Source organism: [Phormidium] sp. LEGE 05292 (genome assembly GCF_015207735.1).
Taxonomy (GTDB): Bacteria; Cyanobacteriota; Cyanobacteriia; order Cyanobacteriales; family Aerosakkonemataceae; genus Floridanema.
Window position 1 is genome coordinate 21446 of the sequence record NZ_JADEWG010000030.1, and the last position, 19429, is coordinate 40874.

Below are 19429 nucleotides of genomic sequence, written 5' to 3' on the forward strand. Positions count from 1 at the left end.
GTAGTACAGCGCAAACTTCTGTTACCAACCTCTCATGCACACCCGATTTGATGCCTCTCAATCAGTTGAAATCGCTGTTCCCCAGCAACCAATACCCATTCAACACTATTTACGTCAACCAAAACGTCTAGTTCAGGCTTTAGTTGAGGTAAATCGGATTGAACAGTTAAGCGAAGAAGTTTTTCGGCTAAAAATGCGCCCGCTGGCATTTATGACCCTATCGATTCAGCCCACAGTAGATATGCGGGTATGGGCAGACAGTGATGGCACTGTTCATTTAGAGTCAGTAGCTTGTCAAATTCGAGGTGTAGAATACATTAACCAACGCTTTGCCTTAAATTTGAAAGGGCGACTTTCTCCTTACCAAATTAACGGCATTACTTATCTCAAAGGCAAAGCAGATTTGCAAGTCCAAGTAGAATTACCACCACCCTTTTGGTTAACTCCAAAACCACTACTAGAAACCACTGGTAACGGACTACTCAAAAGCGTACTACTAACAATTAAACATCGCTTAATGCAACAACTCCTGCTAGATTACGCTACCTGGGCGAAAACAGGCAGCGAAGCCAACATCTCTGGGGAAGTTCGGGTTTTGCCAGCCAATTAAAGGCAGAGGGGAAAAAATTTCAAACTTAAAACTCTCTCCCTAACTCAAAACTGTGTAAGGGCGGGTTTTATTGTTAATTCTTCTGCTGTGAGTCAACAATTTTTTGGCTTACCCGCGCCTACAACTCAAAACTTTCCCAGTCCCCAGTCTCCAGTCCCTTACTCTCTACAAGGACGAAAAGAACGGCGATGGTGACGGGATGGGCCATGTTCTTTTAAAGCGAGAAGATGACGGGCTGTACCGTAGCCTTTGTTGGCTTCTAAACCGTATTCTGGGTATTTTTTAGCTAAACGGAGGATCAGTTCATCGCGCCATACTTTAGCTAAAATGCTGGCAGCTGCGATCGCCAAAACCTGCTCATCACCCCTAATAATTGACTGCTGAGGTATTTCCAAATCAGGAATTGCCCATTTACCATCCACCAAACAAAGACTAGGGCGTAACTTCAATTTAGTGACAGCCCGTTTCATTGCCAACAAAGAAGCCTGAAAAATATTAATCCGGTCAATTTCCCCAGCCGAACAGTAACCAATTTGGTAATCCAACGCCACTTGGCGAATCATTAAATCAAATTTTCTTCTACCAACGCTGGTTAACTGTTTACTGTCTTTAATTCCCGAACTCTTCAATTCCGAAAGCGTCTCATCAGGTAAGATTACTGCTGCTGCTACTACTGGCCCAAATAAACAGCCTCTTCCCACCTCATCAACTCCAGCAACTAAAGTTGATAATGAGTAGTTACTAGTGAGTAATTCCTTCATAATGTGATGAGATTTTAGATTTTAGATTTTAGATTTTAGATTTTTTAACTTCTTTAAAATCGAAAATCGGCAATCGAAAATCTAAAATCTAAACTTGTTACATTCCCCCATCAGCATCCACAGAAGAGGAACGACGACGGCGACGACGACGCATCGCATTATCACCAGTTTCACTTTCAGACTCGCTACTATCAGGAGCGGTAATTTCAGCTTCTTCCTTATTAACTTCCCTAGCCAATACAGGAGAATCTATTTTCCGTTCTTCAACAGCCGCAGAATCAGAAAAATCCAGTTCTAACTGGTAGTTTTCCGGTTCATCATCCGCTGTTTCCACTTCAGTTGTTACATCATTTTTCTTGTAACTTTCTGTTAGCGATCGCCTTGCGCTATCACTAGATTCTGAATCTGTTTCTCCTGGTGACTTAATAGCAACCGTTGCCGTTTTCGGATTTTTAACCTCTCGGTCTATTAACAGCAAAGGAGATATTCCCATTAAGGCATAAACCTCTTGTTCCTCTGGTGTCATTTCCACAGAAATCACTTCCGCAGGGGTAACTTCTTTCGTCGGACGATTGTAACGATCTGAAGTATCTAGACGAATTCCTTTTTGTAAAAGTGAAGGATTTTTCGAGATTTGGGTAGGGAAGGTTTTCGGTGAAGGAGTAGGCATTTCTGACTCAGCCACCCAACCAGATTCACTAGCTCCCGAAAAAGAGGTGGGAGAACCAGTCATACCTCTGCCCATATCCTCGCTTTCGCCAACTCCCAGGCGACGACGACGACGACGACGAGCATTATTCAATCCGCCTCGATCTTTCAAGTCGGGGTGATTGAGCATATCCACGTCTGGATAATCTGAATTAGAGTCAAAATCCTCTGTGTAACCTTTATCTTCCCATAAAGGTACATTCTTAATTTCCTTTACAGGTGGGCGAGTTGGTTCGACTGTTGGATAATCCCTAAATGATGATGCTGGGCTTTCTCTTTCTGGCAAGCGTTCTCTATCTCTAGATTCGCCAATTCCTGTGGCAGATGGAATGCTAATGCGACGTGGTGAGACGACTTCTTCACTACCTGTGTCTGTCCATTTTCTGGCTTCTGTGTCATAACTTTCCCGTTCTCTACCTAGATTTTCCCCAGGTAAGTGAACGGTATGCCCATTACCACCACAAGTCGGACAAGGACGACCAAATAATTCATAAATATTTTGACCTTGGCGTTTGCGAGTCAGTTCCACTAAGCCGAGTTCGGAGAGTTGGGCAATTTGGGGTCTAGCTTTATCTGCTTTTAAGGCTTTGTTAAAGTGCTCTAGCACTTGTAGCTGATCGCGTCTGGAGTCCATGTCGATAAAGTCAACGATGATTACGCCAGCAAGATTCCGCAATTTCAATTGACGGGCGATTTCGGTAGCGGCTTCGCAGTTTGTCCACAACACGGTTTCTCTAGCTGTTGCGGAACGAGTGAAAGAGCCAGAGTTAACGTCTATTACCGTTAGTGCTTCTGTGGGTTCGATGATAATGTATCCACCAGAAGGCAAGTCTACTCTAGGTTTTAGGGCTTCCCTAATGGCGGCATTCACCCGGAAGTAGTCTAGTATGGGTAAGCGATCGCGATGATGATCGATTAAAACCCCCTGTGGTGTCTTACCTGCACTCCAGTTGATCAAATGTTGCTTAACTCGCTTCACTCCGGTGTGAGAATCTACCACAATCCGATTTACATCTTCGCTATACATATCGCGTAAAACGCGCTGCACGAAGTCATCATCCCGATTTAATAAAGCTGGAGCACGGCTAGAAATTACTTCTTGTTGAATCGCTTCCCATTGTTTTTGCAGCGATTCTAAATCTTCGATAATCGCTTCTTCGGGCTTGTTTTCTGCTTCCGTTCTTACCAGTAAACCCATTCCTGGTGGTTTTAGTAAAATCGCTAAAGCTCTCAGGCGATTGCGCTCACTTTCACTTTTAATCCGCCTTGATAAATTTACGCCTCTTCCAAAGGGCATTAATACTAAATAACGACCGGGCAATGTAATATTACCAGTGAGTCGAGGGCCTTTATTCCCTGTCGGCTCTTTCATTACTTGGACTAAGACTTTTTGTTGTGGCGCTAACAGTTCGGTAATTGCTCCTGCTGTCCGTTTTAATCTTAATGGGCCTAAGTCAGAAACGTGAATAAACCCGTTGCGTTCTGGATCTCCTATATTGACAAAGGCAGCATCAATCCCAGGTAAAACATTTTCCACTACACCAAGGTAAATATCTCCTACTTGGTGATTTCCAGTAGCAACAACTAATTCTTGAATTTGATCTTCAGAAAATACGGCAGCAATGCGATGTTGTTCAGCTATGATGATTTGTTTTGGCATTCAAATACCTCTTTAGATTTTAGATTTTAGATTTTGGATTTTGGATTTTGGATTTAAAAAAATCAGCAATCAAAAATCAAAATCAAAATCATTATTTGGCTTTCTTTTTGGTGACAATGGTTTGAAAAATCTGCTTTTTGAAGCAAGTAGTAATAATCCCAGAATTTCTGAATCTAGTGATGGAAACTAACATCAATTTTCAGAAAATATTGTTGGTTGCTAATAACTCAGAGATAGAGATGATAGGATATTTCACTCAACTTCCTTACTGCAATTAATTTGTAATTTCGCTCGCGTAGTCTGTGCCTAGCACGTATCGCGTAGCTTGTACACCAGCACTAATCGCTCTTAGAACTTAACTTCGTAAATCGGTTTACCAAAATTGACTTTTTCCATTAATGCCTTAGATAGCTTGTTGTAGAAAGCATTTTGGCAAAATCTAGGTTTTTTCTTTTGGGGTGCTTGGTGCAAATTAATTAAAGGCATATCTAACCAAGTTTTTTGGTTTGTTAGCGGTAGCGGCGCGGAGTGCGCTTTGCGGATTGATGATGTTAAATCCCCCTATTTTCACCTGGCTTTTACCTCAACCTTAATAAGGTAGATGAAATTTTGTCTACCAAGACTGTAAGTATCAGGTTTATACCTAATTTCCCCTCCTTTTTCCTATCAATAGAAACATGGAGAAGGTATTAGGGGGCGAAACTATAACCCCTAGCATTAAATGCGATTTTGTAGTGCTTAACTGGCACACAAAACTCGGTAAATTTCGTTTTAGAGTTAATCACAAGGAAATAGTTACGAAGAAACCTTTGGTTTCTTATTTTTGCTTAACTCTAAATCGCATCTTATCACATCTAAACTAGGTAATTTCATCCATTGACCAGGCAGGTATACTTTTTGCTGCTGTTTTAATAAGCAAAAATTATTGTTTTGGGAAATTCTGAAGCCTACGCTGGTTGTAGGATTAGCTGAGTCCGGTGAGCGTGAAGTAGTTGAAACTCTACTCTTGTTACTTGTTCTAGCATATAAACGATGTGTTCCGGGCGCAACAAGTTCCCATCATTCCGGCAACTACCTAGATAGCGGATCGTTGCCTGTTGCTGATTTTCGGTTTCGGCGAAGACAAGTTCTAATTCTAACAAGCGATCGCGCAAATTTACTTCTACCTTTTTCCCTGACTTAGTAGTATGCTCCATAGGAATTCGATCGCTATTCTGTACCGCTGCTATCCACTTGCTCCACTGTGCAGGCGAATTTACTGGTAGGGGCGGGTTTTGTTCAGAACTTGTCTGTAGGACATTCTGGTTGTCTGCTAAACTTGCCCCTACCGTTAACACATACTCGGCTTTTTCTAACAGTACGGAGACAGCTGGCGTTTTTAAATCCACCTCCTCAACATGATAAATCGGAATATTTTCTGGCAGTGCTTCAGCTAACTTGGCTTGGAAACTCGCTACTTCCATCACCTCAGTCAACTCAAAATCTACGATTTCACCTTCGCTTGTGCTTCCCAAAGATAAAGCATTGGCGATCGAAATTCGCGGACTAGGATGAAAACCACCAGTAAAAGTGACTGGAATCGCTGCACGCCTAACTGCGCGATCGAACAACCGAACTAAATCCAAATGGCTCACTAAAGCCATATCACCGCGTTTACCAAACCAAACTCGCAACCGCTGGGCTTTGTGTTGGTTAGGAACAAACTCACCAACAAATTCGGGAATTGCTGGAGGTGATACTACTATGTTATGCCCAAAATCGGTGCCACAAACCCCACAATGGGAACAACCTTCAAAAGAGCAATCTGGAACTGTCGCCGCTTCTAAGGCTTTTGCCAAGTCGGTTTTGAGCCAATTCTTATCGATTCCGGTATCGATATGATCCCAAGGTAGGGGTTGATCTAATAGTTCTTCCGCTGTTTTCTGTAGGGGCGAATTTTGCCCGGAAATGGCCTCTGGCCTACAAAGATTATCTGCTAAACCAGCCCCTACTAGGTTCCATTCGCCTTGTTCTACCAGACGATATTTCCAGGTTAAATCAGATTGAGCGATCGCATCTCCCCAAGCAGCATAAGCTTTTTCCAAGCTGTCAAACCAGGAATCCATCCCTGCACCCAATTCCCAAGCACGACGGAGCACAGACGACAAACGGCGATCGCCTCTCCCCAAAAAGTCTTCCATCGCGGAAATTCGCACGTCAGTAAAATTAGCTTTTACTCCTTTCATCGCGCGAAACTCCGATCGCAAAAGTCCCTGTTTCCGTTTAAATTCTGCTGTGGAAACAGAATGCCATTGAAAAGGTGTGTGAGGTTTCGGCGTAAAGTTGGAAATCGTCAGAGTGAAATTAATTTGCCTTCTACCTTTAATCCGGCATTGCTGCTGTAACCAGCGAACAGTTTCCGCAATTCCTAAAACATCTGCATCGGTTTCCCCAGGCAAACCAATCATGAAGTATAACTTTATTTTATCCCATCCTTGTTCGTAGGCAGTTTTTACTCCTCGCAGTAGTTCTTCATTAGTCAAACCTTTATTAATGATGTCCCGCATTCGCTGCGTACCAGCTTCCGGCGCAAAGGTAATTCCACTTTGTCTCGTTCCGCCGATAATGTTGGCAATATTTTCATCGAAGCGATCGACCCTTTGACTAGGTAGAGAGAGCGAAATATTTTCATTTTTCAAGCGGTTTCTCACTTCCACCCCAACAGCGGGTAAAGCCAAATAGTCAGAACAGGAAAGAGAGAGCAAAGAAAATTCATTGTAACCAGTCGCCCGCATTCCTTCAGAGATTGCTTCGATTACCTGTTCTGGTTCCACATCTCTAGCTGGACGAGTCAACATTCCCGGTTGACAGAAACGACATCCCCTGGTACAACCACGACGAATCTCTATTGTCAAGCGATCGTGTACCGTTTCCACAAAAGGAACTAAGCCGATCGAATAAGCTGGAATCGGAGTCGCTACCCGACGTAAAATTCTTTTGGGACAATCCAGGCGATTAGGATGAACCGAGCCATCAGCCGCCATATCATAAAACTGAGGCACGTAAACTCCCGGAACTTGGGCTAAATCTAACAATAATTCAGTTCGACTTAACCCTTGCGCCTTACCCTCTTCAATCACCAAACCAATTTCCGGTAACAGTTCTTCCCCATCACCCAAAGCAATAAAGTCCAAAAATTCCGCGTAAGGTTCCGGGTTAGAAGTCGCCGTTTGTCCCCCAGCAAAAATCAACGGGTGTTGAAAATCATCATTCTCACTTCGTTCTTTCCAAGTCAAGGGAATTCCAGCTAAATCAAGCATTTCTAATATATTTGTGGCTCCCAGTTCATAACTGAGACTAAAGCCCAAAATATCGAACTCTTTCAACGGTTGACGTGACTCAACAGCAAATAAAGGTGTGTTCGTTGCGCGTAGTTTAGCCGCTAAGTCGGTTCCAGGTAAGTAAGCGCGATCGCATAACTGACGGGGCTGCTGATTCAAAATGTTGTACAGAATAATATGCCCTAAATTAGAAGCTCCTACTTCGTAAACTTCTGGATAAGTCAACACCCAGCGCACTTTCGCCTTCTCCCAAGGCTTATGCACCGCGCCTAACTCATTCCCTAAATAACGCGCAGGCTTCAAAATATCTAGTGTGAGCAACTCTTCTACTGCTACTGCCACAGGCACTATCCTTGTCTGAAGACGGATCGGGAGGCTTTATAATCTAACTTTATCTATTATTCATCTTGACACTCTCCGCAGTAAAGTCAAATAAGACTGGCAGCCTTTAGCCTACGGCTGCGTTTCATCCTTGCTCAGAAGAGACAGGGCTTTCACACTATATTTTTGTAATTTATGGTATAGCAACCATCAGGGCGGTTAAGCCAAGATGAAGGGCTAGAGTCCTCACTTTTACGACTTTTCCCTTCTGCCTTCTGCTATAATTCATGCCAAAAACCTGCTTTCTCCCTAAGGGAACAAGCAGATTCGGCACAATGAAAATACTAGTAAAAGTCGAAAAGCCTAAATAATAAGCTGTTTAACGATTTTTTATCGCCTGTTACTTAAAACTTGCGGGAGTCGGTAAGTTCTGAAGTGTCTTGGTTGGCATTCTGACCGTTAAGCTGACGGTATAGCCATAAATTTTTGCTTCACAGAAACCTGCTTTTTAGCAGAATTGCGTGAGCTTGTCTTACAGTTTCTCCACAAGCTTGAAATACCATATTAACTACGGTATTTGATAGTGAACCCAACTAACTAACTCTAAGAAACATCATTGCTCTGAGAAGCTACTGCAACGTGGCTTCAAAAGCACTTCTAGTTTCAAATATCTCGAATACTTTATTTAACTGTGTCAATTCAAAAATAATCCGAATAGATGGGGAAAGGCAGCAAAGGCTAAATCTTTGGTTCTGACCCTGCGCTAGTTTAAGAGCAGAAACTAAAGTCATTAATCCAGCACTATCCATAGAATCCAGCTGTTTCATGTCAACTAACACAACAGCGTTAGGATTAGCGGTAACTGCTGCTGTTAGTTTACTGCGAAACTCAGCTGCATTAGCGGCATTAAGATGTCCTTGGGGTTGAACAACGGTGATTGGCGAAATAACTGCTAAAGTTTGCATGATTCAATCCTGTTATCACAAAAATTACTTATGCCATTCCATGTATTAGAGGTTATAACCTGATGCCGGATATTGAACAGGTAATATCCGTATTTTTACAGAAACTTTACTTAAATTACAACATTTTTAAAGATTCTAACAAGATAATGTGGTGGTAAAGTATGTAAAGATACGGAAAATGTTCTAAAATTTTCCGGATTAGTGAAAAATTAAGCGAATATAGTGTCTGTTTAAACATTGATGACTTGAGTCAACTAATGCCAAACGGATAGACAAGAACTATTCTTGCCTACACGATCGCTAAGCTTTATTCTGAATTAGATCGATTGCAAAGTTATAGATGCACAATATCTAACCTTTTCTGTAGGGGTAGATATTTAATTACCTACTTCGAGTCAAACATAGCCTTTTTGAATATGCCTGTGAGTTAGATCACTAAAATTGAAAGGTTTCGATCACTCGCAATGACCAATATTCATTAGAGAATTTTATTAGAAAGGAGTTCTGGTCAGTAACCGTGGAAGCTAAAAATGCGATTCGTGGACTTGTAGAAAAAGCGATTTCTATTCGTCGTCTGACTCCAGATATCGAAAACGAAATCAACTATGAATTAACGAGGCTGGGATATATTTCCGATGTTGATTACGAAGCCTTAGAATTATTGATGGATGAAATGGATGCGGGTCGAATTCAGTTAGTTCCTACCTGCTAGATTGACCAAAAAAATTGCTGCTTTGGGGGAAATAAAGCTCTAAAAGAGCAAGTACTAAGCCAGGTGTGCATTAATAGAGCTAACTAAGCGGTAAACTGTCAAATGGCTTTCCTACATCACATACCAGTCGCCATGCAGTTTGCTCAACGTTTAGAAAAAATTCCTCCCTACCTGTTTGCAGAACTCGATCGCAAGCGGAATGAACTAGTTAGTCAGGGCGTGGACATTATCAATATGGCAATAGGCGATCCAGATAAACCGACACCTGTTCATATTGTAAAAGCAATGCACGAGGCGATCGATGATCCTTCTACTCACAACTATCCACCTTACCGAGGCACCAAAGAATACCGTCAAGCAGTGGTAGATTGGATGCAGCGGAGGTTTGGTGTTAGTGGATTAAACCCAGAAACCGAAGTAATCCCTTCTATTGGTTCAAAAGAAGCGATTCACAATACTTTTCTAGCTTTTGCAGAACCAGGAGATTACACGCTGATTCCTAATCCTGGCTATCCAGTATATCGAACTTCGACATTTTTTGCTGGCGCTGAACCTTACTATATGCCATTGCTGCCAGAACAGGGGTTTTTGCCAGATTTACAAGCAATTCCCGAAGCAGTGGCTAGTAAGGCTAAATTGTTATGGGTAAATTATCCGAATAATCCGACTGGTGCTACAGCCAGTTTAGAATTTTTTGTAGAATTAGTCGAGTTTTGTCAAAAATATGACATTTTGCTGTGTCACGATCATGCTTACTCGGAAATAGCTTATGAAGGTTATCAGCCGCCTAGCGTCTTACAAATTCCGGGTGCAAAAGAAATTGCGATCGAATTTCACAGTTTATCTAAGTCTTACAATATGGCTGGCTGGCGGATTGGGTTTGTGGTGGGAAATGCCTTGGGAATTAAAGGACTCAGCCAAGTTAAAACTAATATAGATTCTGGCATATTTAAGGCAATTCAACGGGCGGCGATCGCAGCTTATTCCACCGACACTAAAGAACTTCAGCAACTATTATCCGTTTACCAAAAACGTCGAGATATTGTTATAGAAGGGTTAAAATCTTTGGGTTGGACAATACCCACCCCCAAAGCTACCCTTTATGTGTGGGTTCCCGTACCTAAAGGTTACACTTGTGCCGAATTTGTTACCTTACTATTAGAAAAATGTGCGATCGTTGTTCCCCCTGGTAACGGTTACGGAGACGCAGGCGAAGGCTTTTTCCGTATCGCCTTAACAATTTCCCAAGAACGCCTATCCGAAGCAATGCAGCGAATGAAACAAGCAGGAATTTATTACCAAGCTTAAGTTTTTTGGAGCGCAGTAAACAAGTGGTAATTTTTGCAGAAGAAAGGGAACAGGAAACAAATATTTCTCTTACGTTTTTCCTGTCTTATATTAATAGTCAGTTTTTTTACAAATTACTATTTGCCTTCGTAATCTTGCCAAACTTGGCGAATAAAACGCTGTAGCTGTTGATGCGCTAACTGCTGGTTTTCACCTTGATTTTTAGAGATTTGTAGGTGAGTAAACAGTGGTAAAACTTCTGTATCCAAAGCAGGTCGGAATAAATTGCTTGGCCATAGTAAATCCGCGCCTTGACGTAAATCATAGAAAGTAAAGGGTTCATAATCTAGCTGATTAGATAGAGATACCACTAACATCAAAGGACGTACCCAAGCCACCTGTCGTGATTCGACTATCTGAATCACCTCAGCATACAAGCGTGTCTCCTGATGTTCTAAACAGACTATTTGGCTCGGTTGAAAGTCTACAGCAGAACTCATTATGGCTTGCTCCACCAGTAAACTAATGTATATTTTGCTGTTCATTATTTTAATAGGATACTGCCAAAGCTGCATGGATGTTGCTTAGAGATTCTACTCCTCCCACTATATTTTTGATAGATGACTAAATAGGACACAAAATGTTATAAATAAGCGTTAAGCAGTATAAACGAAAAGTAAAAATCTGAACTCGTAACTACTAAAAGTTGAGAAAAGTTACAGATTTAGCAGCATACTGACGATCGGCAAAACTTATGTGAATGAGTTTGCCTGGAATTTGCGGTTTCAGTAGTCGAAACCGACTTTTCAATGGTGGAAACCCACACCTAAAACCCTGCTAACTCATGTATTAGAGTTGGTAGAACTTGATTAACTAGTAAAAATTTATTGAAATGAGGGAGAAAAAACAGCTGTGTCTGTCGAAACCCTAGAAAAGCGGTCAACTTCTCGCAAACTTGCGCCCCGCTATCGGGTGCTACTACATAATGATGATTTCAACTCAATGGAGTATGTGGTACAAGTTCTGATGAAGACTGTACCTTCTCTGACTCAACCACAAGCTGTCAATATCATGATGGAAGCCCATGCTACAGGAATTGCATTAGTCATTACCTGTGCCCAAGAACACGCCGAGTTTTATTCCGATACTTTGAAAAATCATGGGTTAACTAGCACAATTGAACCTGAAGAGTAGATAAACAGGTTTGTTGAAAATTCACTTTCCAGCTATAGCCAGTTTTCCTACCCTAATTCGGGTAGGGCTGTTTCTCGTGACTTTGCTTCTGCTGTGGCTTCCCATCGCCGCACCAATTTACTTTTTAAGTAGTGATACTAACTTGGTAACGATTCTGACAATGGGATTGTTATTTGTCGGGTTTCTGGTATTGCTGCGATTTTGGGGCAAGTTAGTTTATCAACAAACTCATCTCCTAAAAAGTTATGGTTTGTTAGTTAACCGCAGAAATGCCCTAGAACTGTTAAAGGGGTTGGATATTGGTTTATTGCTGACTTTGACGCTGTTTTTTGTAGAGGGAAAACTGGGTTGGTTAATTTGGCAAAGTTCGGATCAGTTACCCAGAGTAGTTTTAGAAGGGCTAATTAGCGCTTTGGGGGTTGGTTTTGCAGAAGGGCTGGTGTTTCGTGGCTGGTTGCTGGATGAATTAGAGCGGGATTATTCTCCTAAGATTAGTCTCTGGGTCAGCAGCTGGCTTTATGCTTTGCTGCATTTTATTAAACCTTTACCAGAAGTGATCCGCACTTTTCCCCAATTTCCTGCCCTGCTGTTATTGGGGTTGACTTTGGTTTGGGCGAAACGAGGCACCAGGGGGCGTTTGGGTTTACCTATTGGTTTACACGCTGGGTTGGTTTGGGGTTATTACATAATTAATGTGGGTCAGTTAGTTAGGTATTGCGATCGCGTCCCCCCCTGGATTACTGGAATTGATGGCAACCCATTAGCAGGTTTGATGGGATTAATTTTTCTTGGCGCGATCGCTTTTGCCTTTTGGCGAAGGCTCCCAGGACAAGAGGACAAAGCGACAAGGCAACAAGGAGACGCAAAGATGGGGAGTTAACCTTTACCCTTCTTCCCCTTCTGCCTTCTGCCTTTCCTTCAAAGACTGCACCATTGCAAAACTCGATTCCATGCCCACCAGGGGTCGGGGTCGTTTGCTTGTTGTTGGCAGGATTTGCTACTGAGGTAGCCGACGTGACCACCGTAACGAGTTAGCAGCAAGTTGATGTAAGGGTTGTTAGCGCAGGCGTTTTGTAGGTCGGGAATTACTGCGGGGTCGAATAAGGGATCGTCGGCAGCATACAAAATCAATGTGGGTTTTTTCAGTTGGGGTAGTAGGGGCAGGGGGCTACTAGCTTGATAGTAGGCTTCTACGCTGGGAAAGCCTAAGCGGGAGATGACTAGTTCGCGATCGAAATTCCAGATACTATTTGCCCGTTCGACAGCAGCTAAATCTATTGACTCTGGGTGCAAAGTGTGTATGTGGAGAGCGAGTTTTTTGAGCTCTTTGGCGATCGCTTTTTCCAAGTATCTACCCAAAGGATGTTTTACCAAGTACGAAAGAGAACGCACCGAATCGAGATTAGGACAAATCACTGCCGCCCCACCAATTTCTGCTTCCTCCAACCCTCGCACCTGTTCGCTGGGAATTAAGTCTTGCGCGGCTTTGAGGGCCCACAAAGCTAACTGCCCGCTCAAAGAGTACCCTGTAAACCAAAAAGGCGCAGGGCAACCCATTGCCTTAGCTTGGGAAGCAATGCGAACAAAATCTTCCCCTTCATACAAACCGTCCGAAGTTAAGGTAGGAGACAAAGCGGCTGTTTTTCCGTGCGCCCGCCAGTCAAATAAAACTACAGCATAATCACTGGCAAATGCCTTACGCCCCAAAATTTGCAGAAACCACTGATTATCTAAAGAACCTGTGATGCCGTAAGTCCCGATAATGGTACCACGAGGATTTCCAGGCATAGCAACTCTGCCGTAGATGGGTACACCTTGGGCACCAGTAAAGATTTTTTCTTGGTAATTTGGTTCTGGGTAATTAATAGTACTTTCCCACTGGCGGGAAGCTCGCAATGCAGTGTAAAGAGTCATAGCAAAGCCATTTTTTAACCAGTTAGGCGGAGAGTAACTTGGAGGTGAAAAATTTCTGACCCCTGGAGAAGAGAAAGCTAAATTTGGAGAATTACTGTGGAAATTTGTTACTAAATGCTGCCAACCCTTTACGTACATCAAGTTCACCTGACATTTGAGACAGTGCTGAAATACTCAAAATTTCCTTAGCACTGCGATACTTATTCATTGTAGACAGAGGCTTTCAGCTATTTCTGGTTGGGTAGCGGCTCAGTAAAGGTGATTAATTGTAAAGTTTTGGTTGCTTTACAAAGAATTTAGAATCCTTGCTTATAATTTGTACAGGAATCTTTGGATGCCGCAACAGGTTCTTCAAAAACCTTAACGATCCCTTTAGCCAAAGTTATATTTTTTAATGATGCCTCGGATACTCGTCATCGACGATGACTCTGCTATCTCAGAATTAGTCGCCGTCAATCTGGAAATGGCTGGATATGATGTCAGTCAAGCAGAGGATGGCATCAAAGGTCAGGCGCTTGCCTTGCAAATACAGCCTGACTTGATTCTGCTGGATCTGATGCTACCCAAGGTGGATGGATTTACGGTTTGTCAACGCCTGCGCCGGGATGAGCGCACCAAGGATATTCCGGTTTTAATGTTGACTGCCTTGGGCCAAACTCAAGATAAAGTAGAAGGCTTTAATGCTGGAGCAGATGATTATCTCACCAAACCCTTTGAAGTAGAAGAAATGCTGGCGCGGGTACGTGCTTTACTCAGACGTACCGATCGCATTCCTCAAGCCGCTAAACACAGCGAAATCCTGAACTATGGCCCTCTTACTCTAGTGCCAGAACGCTTTGAGGCGATCTGGTTTGCTCAGACTATTAAGCTGACTCACCTGGAGTTTGAGTTACTCCACTGTTTACTACAGCGTCATGGTCAAACTGTGTCTCCTAGCGAAATTCTTAAGGAAGTCTGGGGGTATGACCCAGATGATGATATCGAAACTATTCGAGTTCATATCCGACACTTGAGAACGAAACTAGAGCCAGATCCCCGTCATCCCCGCTATATCAAAACAGTCTACGGTGCAGGCTACTGCTTAGAATTACCTAGCCGTGAACAGATAGAAGAAGATCTGGATTCTTCAACTGTGGAGTGAGTTTTGCTCAATTATGTAGTAGGGTTGGAACCCCTGCTACAACTCTTTTTATCAGTATTTATAAGCACTTAGTTTTGACGAAATAGAATAATTATTTGGGATAAATAAGTAAGTCAATAGATACACCCAGTAAAAAAGTTTTTATTTAAGTTTGCGGGTTGCCAAATAAATACATATTATTGATAGGCCAACTATAGCGCAAGGCTCAGGTACGGAGACAGGGGGAGGAACAAAGGTAATTTTTCCGTATAAAGAAGCGTTAGATATGCTGAATTCTGGCGAATTAAATTCATTCAGGATTGTTTCTCCATTATCTGTGGAAAAGCCTATAAGTTGCAGAGTATATTCAACTCCTTCATAATTAAAACTTTGACTGGACATTCCAGCAGTAGAAAATCGGAGTTTATCACCATCCAAATTAGGATCTCCTGTAACATTAGGCGTATTCAAGATATTAAATAAGAACTCGAAAGACTCTGTGTTACTTAAAGGAAGATTCAGTTCTAACTCCAGATTAAGAGGAAAATCTCCATCAAAATTTGTTTCCAATAACGTACTACCATTCCGATAAAAAATTTCCCCAATTTTAAAGATATGGTTAGGAGAAATAGTAAAATCTAAGCCGTTAAATTGAACATAATTGTTTATACCTGCTATTCCAGGAGTACCCCAAGTCAGACGATTATTGGTTCCACCGTCTTCGCTACTTAGATTAACTATTGCCATTGGGTTCTCAGTATTTGGTAATCCCCATTCTCCTCTAGTATGACCTGCAAACGTGACCGCTTGAGCGACAACAGGTAAACCCAACAATACGTTTGTTGTTAAAAGAAAAGTTGACAGTTTCTTGATAAAATTTTTGAAAGAAACTTCCATAATTTTGCTATTAATTAAATACTTTTACCAAAGCTAGTAAATTTATGTATGAATTGCCAACTAAATATTTATGTATTTGCAATCTTTTCACCAAATCTTTACTAAAACTTTAATTCTCTTTCCTACTACAGGTAATTGATATCCGGAATATTAAATATATTATTGTAGATAAGGTGTTATATAATACCTCTAAAATAGAGCTAAATAAAAATTTTTCGTCGAATAAACTGTTAGTCATTTAAGTTACTAGTTGAAGCAGTAGATGCTCAGGGGAGAGAGCTTGAGAGTTTTCTTAAATTTCTTAAATATATAAAAATCAGCAAATTAAATACTGACAAAGCTTATCCCCAGAAATACTGGGATGGTGCTTTAAACAGTTGAGCATTTAAATAGGGTATGAAGATTTGATGAAAGGGAACTTTTCACAGGGAACGGGCAATACATGATTGGCTTCTTTTACTTGTGTAAGTCCTGTAAAAGAGATCTTGCACCAAGAAAGAGGTAGAACCTCCCCTGTTGCAAGATCTAAATTAGGACTTATACCAATTCTTCAAAATCCGACTACAGATGCGGATGCTGTAGGGGTCAACAGCCCTAGACTCCTACACCGCCAAGGCGATTAAGCCATTCTTGGTTGCCCAAATCATGCTCAAAGCATTGATTTTCCGAAGATTATACCTTCTGCCTTCTCTGAATAAAAAACTTACTTGCTATCGACGGTTGCAGTCCCGGTCTGTCGTGTAGACGATCGCTCTATATCGACCATTCGTTGTTCTAACCGCAACACAGTTCCCTGTGTTTTGCTCCAACCAATAACTGAAACTGCTATCCGCTAACTGCTTGGTATTACGCCATTCATAGCCCCGTTGCTGGAGCGTCTGTTCAGCCTGTCCCGCTCTGGCTCCTACCAAGTCTTCCAAAGCAGAAACTGGATTTCCCGGTGCAGCATCAGTGGTGGATGAGGATGAATCAGCCTGATATTCGCTGATATCAGGGGACCATACCCACCCCTTGATCTGGGGATCGTCGCGCAGTTCAACCTGACACCAAGTAGGTGTCTGTGTCTCCCGCTTGCAGCCCAGGTTACGCAAGACGGTGCCGCTGCGAATGTTATTTGCAACCGTATGGGACAATACGCCAGGTGAGGCTTTAATAAAGGTTCTGGATGCTGTTACGACAAAAAATTCTGGCTGTTCAGCAGCAGCATTACCATTTCCCACATTGACTGACAAAATGGTGCCGTCGATCGTGTTGACTCTGCATTCTGCGGTTTGACCAGTTTTATTGTTCTCCATCATGAGAGTCGCTGCGCCACTTTCGGCACTCACTGGACCCACATTCGTAATGACGATATTTCCTACGGGCACTCCCATTTCTTCCGCCGTACTTCGGATACAAGCATTTCTTGCTCTCTGGGGGATGGCTTCAGCTACGAGCGGATGGGTAACGATAAGCGCGATCGCTGCGATCGCTGCACTCCCTAAAATAGTCTTGAGCGTTTTCACGACATTAAACTCCTCACTCAAATGGTTTCAACACATTCCTGATTGACTGACTAAACGTTTATTCACCGCCATCGGCAAAGGTAATGAAGTCACTCCGAATCGGGCCGATCGCTTTACATTAGCTTGATGATTTCTCTTCTGATTTTCCTACTTTTACAACAAAAAGTTAATCAAGTATTTCTAACTAGTTTTCTCCAGATTCACGTAGTATTTAATACTATTTTTTGAAGTGCGGAATGTGGGCTACACATAGAGAAAGGGGAAAAGGAATAATCTCATCCTTTCCCCCTTTCTCTTTTCTTTAATGGGCAGTATTTGGCTACTATACTGTTAAAAACAGGTAAAAAAGCTTTGTTTTAGCCTTTTGTCCTTCTGCCTCTAGTGCTAGGGTGCTAGGGCATTACCACGTAGCAGGCTACCAATGGTTTTGGCAGTGATTTTTAGCTGTACCAAGGGGTTAGCTGGTACTACTGTTTTGTACAGGTAGCTATCGAAGGTCAGCTTTTGTACATCTAAGTCGGCACACATTTCCACGAAAGCTTCGCGGGTGGCATCAGAACGATAGAAGACAGTTTGGAGGAGATCTAAAACTTTGTAGGTAAGACCGTATTTCTTGTCCCAACGCTTTAGATAAACTTTCAAATCGTCTTCTGTGGGAATGCGGGTGCCGTTGTTGGAAAATTCGACGATCGTTTCGGCACACATCCGACCGGACTTAGCGGCAAAGTAAATCCCTTCGCCGGAAGATTTGGTTACGTAACCTGCGGCATCACCCACGAGAGCTACACGCCCAACGACGCGACGGGGACGGGGATGTTCGGGGATGGGGTGTGCTTCTACTTTAATGATTTTTCCGCCTGCGAGTTTTTTGGCAGCACGGGCGCGGATGCCTGCTTGGAGGTCTTTAATAATGGCTTTGTTGACCTTCATGGTGCCCGTACCGACTGCCACATGGTCATATTTGGGGAATACCCAAGCGTAAAAGTCGGGAGAAACATCTTTGCCGACGTACATTTCGGCTAGGTCTTCGTAGTAGTACATTTTGTCTTCGGGGAGACGAATGCGTTCTTGGAAGGCGATCGCATAATTGTAATCCCCGGCATCAATAGCTTTGGCAACACGGGAGTTAGCGCCATCTGCTCCTACAACCATGTCAACCTTTAAGGTTCTCATGGTTCCTTCGGCATTGCCATCAGAGTGATCGGCATAGTGGATGGTGTATGAGTCGGTGTTGTTTGTCGGAATATCCAATTTATAAACGGTGCCGTTGATTAGGGTGGTTCCTAATTTAGCGGCTCGATCGCGCAGGAAGCCATCTAACACTTCCCGACGGCACATTCCAATATATTCATCTTGTTTGATTAAATTGATATCGACCTCAATGTTAGAAGGTGAGATCATTTTCATTTTTCTAACTTGGCGATCGATAATTTGCGGCGGCAAATCAAACTCTTTCACCATACATAGCGGAATTGCTCCACCGCAAGGCTTAGCGTTGTCTAGCTTGCGCTCAAACAGGTAAGTTTCAATTCCAGCTTTAGCGAGGACTTCAGCAGTAGAGGAACCTGCTGGGCCACCTCCAACAACAGCAACCCGTAGTGTCAAGCGTTTTCTCCCTATCTCTTCTACCTACAAGCTGTGATGTTATCACGGACTGCTGGTTTGCCTTAATCCTCTTTACATCTATGTGAATAAATTGCAACAGAGCTTAATATTCCGTTAAGTAAGTTCAGGGAATGGGGGAATGGGGAGATAGGGAGAAAATAATTTAACTAACTACCTCTTCAACTCCCCCTACCTCCCCACCTTGTCTTCCCGTTTGAGACCGATCGCCCGAATATTTCTCCCTCTATTTGTATCTTTACTTCAGTGATGTTGGCTGATGAGAAAGCTTGAATGAATACTACTTGGGTTGATTCTGGGATAAGACAAATTGCTTGTACTTCAATTAGTGGATATCAGAAATATCTTTCCCCGCATAAAGGTTTTTCCTGCGCTCACCGAATTTTATATGGTGGGGAGTCTTGCTCTGCGTACATCAAACGTATAGTGGCGCAAAAAGGATTATAAGTAGCATTTGAGGCATCACGTCAAAGGTTTAAAGATTGTAAAAAAGCAAATCAGATCCTTCGAGGTATGGTAAATAATTCCCAGACAGAGGATCAAGACAATCCCAAACAACCCCAAAAAGAAAACCTGAAACAGAAAAATGTTTGTGGAGATGCGCTCAATAACGCCTGTGAAAGCTTTCAGTGTGGCAGTGACTTAACTGATACTTCCTGCAATTTGCTTGACTGTGCTAATGGTGTTGACTGTGGTTCTGGTTTTCACCATTGTGGCAGTCTTGATTGCGGCAGTTGCGGCAATTGTGTTGACTGTGGTTCTGGTTTCGATTGTAGTAGTCTTGATTGCGGCAGTTGCGGCAGTTGCGGTTCTTGATTCGTTTTTTGTCCTT

Annotated in this window: 18 protein-coding genes; 8 read left to right on the forward strand and 10 right to left on the reverse strand. The window is 42.6% G+C overall.

Annotated features, from left to right (window positions below):
• Positions 1-34: 34 nt before the first annotated feature.
• Positions 35-610, forward strand: a complete 576-nt coding sequence (locus tag IQ264_RS11330) for a DUF1997 domain-containing protein (protein ID WP_193980883.1) — start codon at positions 35-37, stop codon at positions 608-610.
• Between the two features lie 158 nt (positions 611-768).
• Here the strand turns inward: IQ264_RS11330 and IQ264_RS11335 are convergent, their stop codons facing one another.
• The 5 genes from IQ264_RS11335 to IQ264_RS11355 all read right to left on the reverse strand — a co-directional run bounded on the left by IQ264_RS11335 (position 769) and on the right by IQ264_RS11355 (position 8345).
• Complete coding sequence (locus IQ264_RS11335; protein WP_193980884.1) at positions 769-1371, reverse strand: ribonuclease HII; 603 nt, start codon at positions 1369-1371, stop codon at positions 769-771.
• A 97-nt stretch (positions 1372-1468) separates the two neighbouring features.
• Positions 1469-3739: an Rne/Rng family ribonuclease gene (locus IQ264_RS11340; RefSeq protein ID WP_193980885.1), complete on the reverse strand. Its 2271-nt coding sequence runs from the start codon at positions 3737-3739 to the stop codon at positions 1469-1471.
• 348 nt (positions 3740-4087) lie between these two features.
• Positions 4088-4225 carry a hypothetical protein gene (locus tag IQ264_RS11345; protein WP_193980886.1) on the reverse strand — a complete coding sequence of 46 codons (138 nt, stop codon included), beginning with the start codon at positions 4223-4225 and terminating at the stop codon, positions 4088-4090.
• A gap of 461 nt (positions 4226-4686) precedes the next feature.
• Entirely contained in the window at positions 4687-7401 is a 2715-nt protein-coding gene (locus tag IQ264_RS11350) for a TIGR03960 family B12-binding radical SAM protein (RefSeq protein ID WP_193980887.1), read from the reverse strand.
• A 608-nt stretch (positions 7402-8009) separates the two neighbouring features.
• Entirely contained in the window at positions 8010-8345 is a 336-nt protein-coding gene (locus IQ264_RS11355; RefSeq protein WP_193980888.1) for an STAS domain-containing protein, read from the reverse strand.
• 517 nt (positions 8346-8862) lie between these two features.
• Between IQ264_RS11355 and IQ264_RS11360 the strand changes: the two genes are divergently transcribed.
• Positions 8863-9057, forward strand: a complete 195-nt coding sequence (locus tag IQ264_RS11360) for a hypothetical protein (protein WP_193980889.1) — start codon at positions 8863-8865, stop codon at positions 9055-9057.
• 132 nt (positions 9058-9189) lie between these two features.
• The gene (locus tag IQ264_RS11365) at positions 9190-10365 is read left to right on the forward strand and encodes a pyridoxal phosphate-dependent aminotransferase (RefSeq protein WP_193980911.1); all 1176 of its coding nucleotides are present in this window, start codon (positions 9190-9192) and stop codon (positions 10363-10365) included.
• Between the two features lie 116 nt (positions 10366-10481).
• Here IQ264_RS11365 and IQ264_RS11370 read toward each other — a convergent pair whose 3' ends face one another.
• Positions 10482-10889, reverse strand: a complete 408-nt coding sequence (locus tag IQ264_RS11370; protein WP_228061459.1) for a hypothetical protein — start codon at positions 10887-10889, stop codon at positions 10482-10484.
• Between the two features lie 367 nt (positions 10890-11256).
• Here IQ264_RS11370 and clpS point away from each other — a divergent pair, with 367 nt between their 5' ends.
• Together clpS and IQ264_RS11380 are read left to right on the forward strand one after the other, a co-directional pair.
• Positions 11257-11538, forward strand: a complete 282-nt coding sequence (gene clpS, locus IQ264_RS11375) for an ATP-dependent Clp protease adapter ClpS (protein ID WP_193980890.1) — start codon at positions 11257-11259, stop codon at positions 11536-11538.
• A 67-nt stretch (positions 11539-11605) separates the two neighbouring features.
• A complete protein-coding gene (locus IQ264_RS11380) occupies positions 11606-12418 on the forward strand; it encodes a CPBP family intramembrane glutamic endopeptidase (RefSeq protein ID WP_228061467.1) in 813 nt (270 codons plus the stop codon).
• Between the two features lie 38 nt (positions 12419-12456).
• On the opposite strand, the gene IQ264_RS11385 is transcribed toward IQ264_RS11380, so the two are convergent.
• A complete protein-coding gene (locus tag IQ264_RS11385) occupies positions 12457-13452 on the reverse strand; it encodes a YheT family hydrolase (protein ID WP_228061468.1) in 996 nt (331 codons plus the stop codon).
• A gap of 397 nt (positions 13453-13849) precedes the next feature.
• Between IQ264_RS11385 and IQ264_RS11390 the strand changes: the two genes are divergently transcribed.
• Positions 13850-14593 (forward strand): response regulator transcription factor, encoded by a 744-nt coding sequence (locus tag IQ264_RS11390; RefSeq protein WP_193980913.1) that lies wholly within the window; start codon positions 13850-13852, stop codon positions 14591-14593.
• A 141-nt stretch (positions 14594-14734) separates the two neighbouring features.
• Here IQ264_RS11390 and IQ264_RS11395 read toward each other — a convergent pair whose 3' ends face one another.
• From IQ264_RS11395 to chlP, 3 genes are all read right to left on the reverse strand, one after another.
• Positions 14735-15469, reverse strand: coding sequence for a choice-of-anchor K domain-containing protein (locus IQ264_RS11395; RefSeq protein WP_193980893.1), 735 nt, complete (start codon positions 15467-15469; stop codon positions 14735-14737).
• Between the two features lie 710 nt (positions 15470-16179).
• Positions 16180-16974 (reverse strand): hypothetical protein, encoded by a 795-nt coding sequence (locus IQ264_RS11400; protein WP_193980894.1) that lies wholly within the window; start codon positions 16972-16974, stop codon positions 16180-16182.
• A gap of 384 nt (positions 16975-17358) precedes the next feature.
• Positions 17359-18579, reverse strand: coding sequence for a geranylgeranyl reductase (gene chlP, locus IQ264_RS11405; RefSeq protein ID WP_193980895.1), 1221 nt, complete (start codon positions 18577-18579; stop codon positions 17359-17361).
• Positions 18580-18870: 291 nt separating this feature from the next.
• Between chlP and yidD the strand changes: the two genes are divergently transcribed.
• On the forward strand, positions 18871-19044 hold the full coding sequence (gene yidD / locus IQ264_RS32920) for a membrane protein insertion efficiency factor YidD (RefSeq protein ID WP_228061460.1): 174 nt from the start codon (positions 18871-18873) through the stop codon (positions 19042-19044).
• A gap of 66 nt (positions 19045-19110) precedes the next feature.
• Entirely contained in the window at positions 19111-19413 is a 303-nt protein-coding gene (locus IQ264_RS32925) for a hypothetical protein (protein ID WP_228061461.1), read from the forward strand.
• The last annotated feature ends 16 nt before the right edge of the window (positions 19414-19429 follow it).